Origin of the sequence: Saccharomonospora halophila 8 (assembly GCF_000383775.1) — a bacterium.
GTDB classification, from domain to species: Bacteria; Actinomycetota; Actinomycetes; order Mycobacteriales; family Pseudonocardiaceae; genus Saccharomonospora; species Saccharomonospora halophila.
Map to the genome: position 1 here is coordinate 26,585 of NZ_KB912485.1, position 5,142 is coordinate 31,726.

The following is a 5,142-nucleotide window of genomic DNA, read 5'->3' on the forward strand; positions in this document are numbered from 1 at the left end:
CGGTGCGGCCGCCGCCACGGCGGATCCCGGCAACGGCCGGGGCGACGGCAACGGCGGCAACGGCGGCGGCCGGACCCGCCGCATCACGATGTACGCGGAGGAACTGCCCGACGGGATGATCGGGTACGGGTTCCAGCGGGGCGAAGCCACCGTCCCCGGGCCCGTGCTCGAAATCTGGGAGGGCGACACCCTCGAAATCGAATTGGTCAACACCACCGACCGACAGCTGTCGATCCACCCGCACGGCGTGGACTACAGCGTCGACTCCGACGGCGCCCCGCTCAACGGCTCGTTCAACGAGCCGGGCGAGACCCGCACCTACGTGTGGCGCACGCGCGCCCCGTCCAAGGGGCCGGGCAAGCTCTGGATGCCCGGCAGTGCGGGGTACTGGCACTACCACGACCACGCGATGGGCACTCCACACGGGACGGAAGGACTGCGTAAGGGCCTGTACGGTGCGCTCGTCGTGCGCCGCAAGGGCGATGTACTGCCCGACCGGCAGTTCACGGTCGTGTTCAACGACATGACCATCAACAACCGGGTCGCCCCCGACGTCCCCGTGCTGGAGGCCGACCTCGGCGAGCGGGTCGAGTTCATCGCCATCGGGCACGGCAACAACTTCCACACCTTTCACGTGCACGCGCACCGGTGGGCGGACAACCGCACCGGCTACCTCGAAGGACCCAACGACCCGAGCCGGGTGATCGACAACCGCGACCTCAATCCCGGCGACTCGTTCGGCTTCCAGGTCATCGCGGGAGACGGCGTGGGACCCGGTGCGTGGATGTACCACTGCCACGTGCAGTTCCACTCCGATGGCGGAATGGCCGGTGTGTTCCTGGTCCGCAACGCGGACGGAAGCATGCCGGAGGGCGCCCGGGAGGCGCTCGACCGCTACCACGGGCACGCCGGCGGCTGAGTCGGCGGAAGAACGACGGCACGCCGGGACCGGCGTGCCGACACCCGAGTAAGGAGTAGAGATGAGTCGACGGAGATGGTCAGCTCTACCCCGCCGGAGACGCACCGGGCCGACGCCGCTGCGGCGCGGTGTGGTGCTGTTGACGGGGACGACCCTGGTCCTGGGACTCGCCGCGGCCCCGAGCCTCGGCGCTGCAGGGCCACCGAACGGCCCGCGCGGCCCGGAACGGGGTGCCGCCGGAGAACCCGCACGCAACGACGCGGGAGGCGCCACGGACGACGCGGACGGGACGGACTCGGTCCTGGTCTTCCACGGTCCCACCGACCAGCAGGACGACCCGGTCGCCCGCGCGGCCGAGGCGTTCGGCGAGCTGGGCGCCGCCCACGACATCGCGGTGGAGACCACGACCGACCCGGGCGTGTTCACCCCGGAGAACCTGCGCGCCCACCGTGGCGTGGTGTTCCTGTCCGCGCAGGGAGCCGAACTGAACAACGCCCAGGAGACGGCGCTGCGCTCCTACGTCAGCGACGGCGGTGGCTTCCTCGGCGTCCGCGACGCCGCCCGGGCGCAGGCCCGCTCCGAGTGGTTCACCGACCTCGTCGGCGCCCGCCCCGCGGGCACCCGACCCGATCCCGAGGAGGTCGCGGGCGTCACCGCCAGCGGGGAGAACCCGCCGAACGAGACCGCCGACAAACTCGTCGACGGCGCCGACAACACCAAGTGGCTCACCTTCGGCGGGAGCGGGCAGGTCACGCTCGAACTCGCCGAACCGGCCGCGATCTCGCACTACGCGCTCACCTCGGCCAACGACTTCCCCGGCCGTGACCCGAAGGACTGGACGTTGCAGGGGTCCACGGACGGCCAGAGCTGGACCGACCTGGACCGGCGCACCGGCCAGGACTTCCCCGACCGGTTCCAGACACGGGAGTTCCGCTTCGACAACGAGGATTCCCACCGTTACTACCGGCTCGACATCACCGCCAACGATGGTGAGGGCGCGACGCAGCTCGCCGAGATCGAGCTGTACACCGCCGACGCGACGCCGCCACCGGATGCCGGGCCGCAGCCCCAGGAAGCCACGGTCAGCGTGGTCGACCGGCGGCATCCGGCCACCGAGAACCTGCCCGCGACGTGGACCCGTACCGACGCGTTCCTGAACTGGAACAACAACCCGACCGGGTCGGTGCACACCGTGGCGCAGGTGCAGGAGCGCACGTACGACGCGGGGGCGAACGGCAACGGCGCGTTCCACCCGATCTCGTGGTGCCACGACTACCAGGGCGGCCGGTCGTTCTACACCGGCATGGGCGGCACCGCGGCCTCCTATGACGAGGAGGAATTCCGTGCCCACCTGCTCGGCGCGCTGCGCTGGACCACCGGCCTCGTCCGGGGTGACTGCCAGGCCACCATCGCGGAGAACTACGAGGTCGAACGGCTCAGCGGCACCAACGCCGAGGGTGAGCTGGACCAGCACGGCGAGATGCACGGCCTGACCGTCGCCGACGACGGCACCGTGTTCTACGTCGGCAAGGCCGCGTGCGCCTCCGGTCCGGTCCCGGACTGGGAGAACGAGAACGTCGGTCTCGGCTGCGGCACCCTCCACCAGTGGGACCCGGAGACCGAGCAGGTCACGAAGCTGACCACGTTGGAGGTGTTCGGCAACCGCGGCAGCGGCGACGAGCTCATCAAGAGCGAGGAGGGTCTGCTCGGCATGGCGCTGGACCCCTCCTTCGCCGACAACGGCTGGATGTATGTCTACTGGATGCCGTACGGCTCGATCGACACGGACAAGCGCATCGGCAAGCGCACGGTCTCCCGGTTCACCTACGACCACGCCACGTCCACGATCGACAAGGCCAGTCGCGTCGACCTGCTCCAGTGGGACACCCAGATCCACAGCTGCTGCCACGCCGGCGGCGGGATGGACTTCGACAACGAGGGCAACCTCTACATCGCCACCGGGGACAGCAACTCCTCCCGCGGTTCCGAGGGCTACTCGGGCAACAACTGGACCAAGGACTACAAGGGAGTGTCCTTCCAGGACGCTCGCCGTACATCGGGCAACACGAACGACCTCAACGGCAAGATTCTGCGGATCCACCCGGAGGACGACGGCAGCTACACCATCCCCGAGGGCAACCTCTTCCCCGAGGCGGACTACCCCGCCGACAAGACCAGGCCCGAGATCTACGTGATGGGTGTGCGTAACCCGGCACGCATCCAGTACGACCGGGAGAACGACTGGCTGACCGCCGCCTGGGTCGGGCCCGACGCGTTCGAGCCCAGCCCCGAGCTCGGGCCGGCCAAGTACGAGACGGCGACGATCATCACCTCGGCGGGGAACCAGGGCTGGCCCTACTGCATGGGCGACAAGCAGCCCTACCGGGACCGCAGCAACACCGACGCCTCCGTGCTCACCGGCTGGTACGAGTGCGACGACCTGAAGAACACGTCGCCGCGCAACACCGGACTGGTCGACATCCCGGACGCCCGGAGCAACATGATCTGGTACTCGCCGCACGGCGGCGGCCCGGTCTTCCCGGACCGGGGTGACGGCGGCGGTGTGCCGAGCTACGTGCGGGAGGAGGCCACCTACACCCAGCCGTACCTCACCGGCGGTGCCCAGGCCATCATGTCGGGTCCGACGTACCACCGCTCGGCCACCGACACCGACAGCGGCGTCGCCTGGCCCGCCCACTGGGACGGCAAGTGGCTGCTCGGTGACCAGTCCAACGCGAACAACCGTGTCGCGGTGACCGTGGACCCGGACACCGTCGACGAGGCGGCACCCCCGCTGTACGCCGAGGACCTCCGCGACATCATCCCGATGGGCGGCGGTGACCGGGAACTGCAGAGCTGGATGGACGCCGACTTCGGTCCGGACGGCGCCCTCTACATGATCGACTACGGCGGCGGGTTCTTCAGCCTCAGCGACAACCAGAAGCTGATCCGCGTCACCTACAACGGCGGGGCGTCGACGCCGCGGCCGCAGGCCGAGGCCACGGCCGTGCAGGGCTCGCCGTTGACCATGGCGTTCACCGGTGCGCGTTCCGGCGGCGTGTCCTACGAGTGGGACTTCGGCGACGGGGCCACCTCCACGGAGGCGAACCCGAGGCACACCTACGCCGCGACGGGCACCTACACGGCCACGCTCACGGTGACCTACGCGGACGGGGAGACGGCGACCACCAGCACCGAGGTCACCGTCGCGTGCGCCGTGCCCGACGACCGCGCCACGGTGTGGATGCGCGACGCCGACAGCGGAGTCGCCAACGCCGAGGTCGGCGGCGGCTGCACGATCAACGACCTCATCGACGACGAGGGCACCTGGGACAACCACGGCGCGTTCGTGAACCACGTCAACGAGGTCGCGAACACGCTCCGCGCCGACGGAGTGATCAGCGGCAAGGAGAAGGGCATGCTGACCCGGACCGCCGCGAAGTCGGACATCGGCAAGAAGGGCGACTCCGGCTACGAGCACCTCTTCGACGGCACGGCAGGATCCCTCGAAGGCTGGCGGCAGGCGCCCAGCGGGCACTTCGAGATCACCGATGAGGGATCACTGCGCAGCTCCGGCGGGATGGGCATGCTCTGGTACGCCGCCGAGGAGTTCGGGGACTTCTCCCTGAAGCTCAAGTTCCGCGACGTCGCCCCGGAGGGACACCGCGCCAACAGCGGTGTCTTCGTCCGCTTCCCCGACCCGCGCACGCCGCTGGAGGAACGGCCGGAGGGCTGCTCCACCCAGGGCGCCGCACGGACCTCCCAGGCGTGGGTGGCCGTCTACTGCGGACAGGAGGTGCAGATCTACGACGGCGAGTCCGGGGAACCGCAGAAGACCGGGTCGATCTACAACTTCGACCCCGTCGACCTGGCCGACTCCGGTGCCACGCCGAAGGGGGAGTGGAACGACTACGAGATCCGGGTCGTCGACCAGCAGTACACCATCCTCCGGAACGGTGAGGTGATCAACGAGTTCGACAACGGTCCGGGCAAGGACTCGCTGCGGGACGGTGACCCGCCGACCGGTGAGCGGCAGTTCGCCAGCGGGTTCGTCGGTCTGCAGAACCACGGGAACAACGACCTCATCGAGTTCCGCAACATCCGCGTCCGGACCCTGTAGTCCGGCGGTACGAGAGGGACGAGCTGATGTATCCACGATTAGGCATCCCCGCGCCCACGGCGGCGCGGGGAGGTCCCACCCGCCTGGCGGCGCACGCGCGGCG

Annotated in this window: 2 protein-coding genes; both read left to right on the forward strand. The window is 69.6% G+C overall.

Features of this window, described 5'->3' with window-relative positions; all coding sequences use genetic code 11:
* On the forward strand, window positions 1-919 hold a 919-nt coding region (locus tag SACHA_RS19890), incomplete at its 5' end, for a multicopper oxidase domain-containing protein (RefSeq protein ID WP_019806817.1).
* A gap of 61 nt (window positions 920-980) precedes the next feature.
* Window positions 981-5,039, forward strand: a complete 4,059-nt coding sequence (locus tag SACHA_RS0102090; protein WP_028662803.1) for a ThuA domain-containing protein — start codon at window positions 981-983, stop codon at window positions 5,037-5,039.
* The last annotated feature ends 103 nt before the right edge of the window (window positions 5,040-5,142 follow it).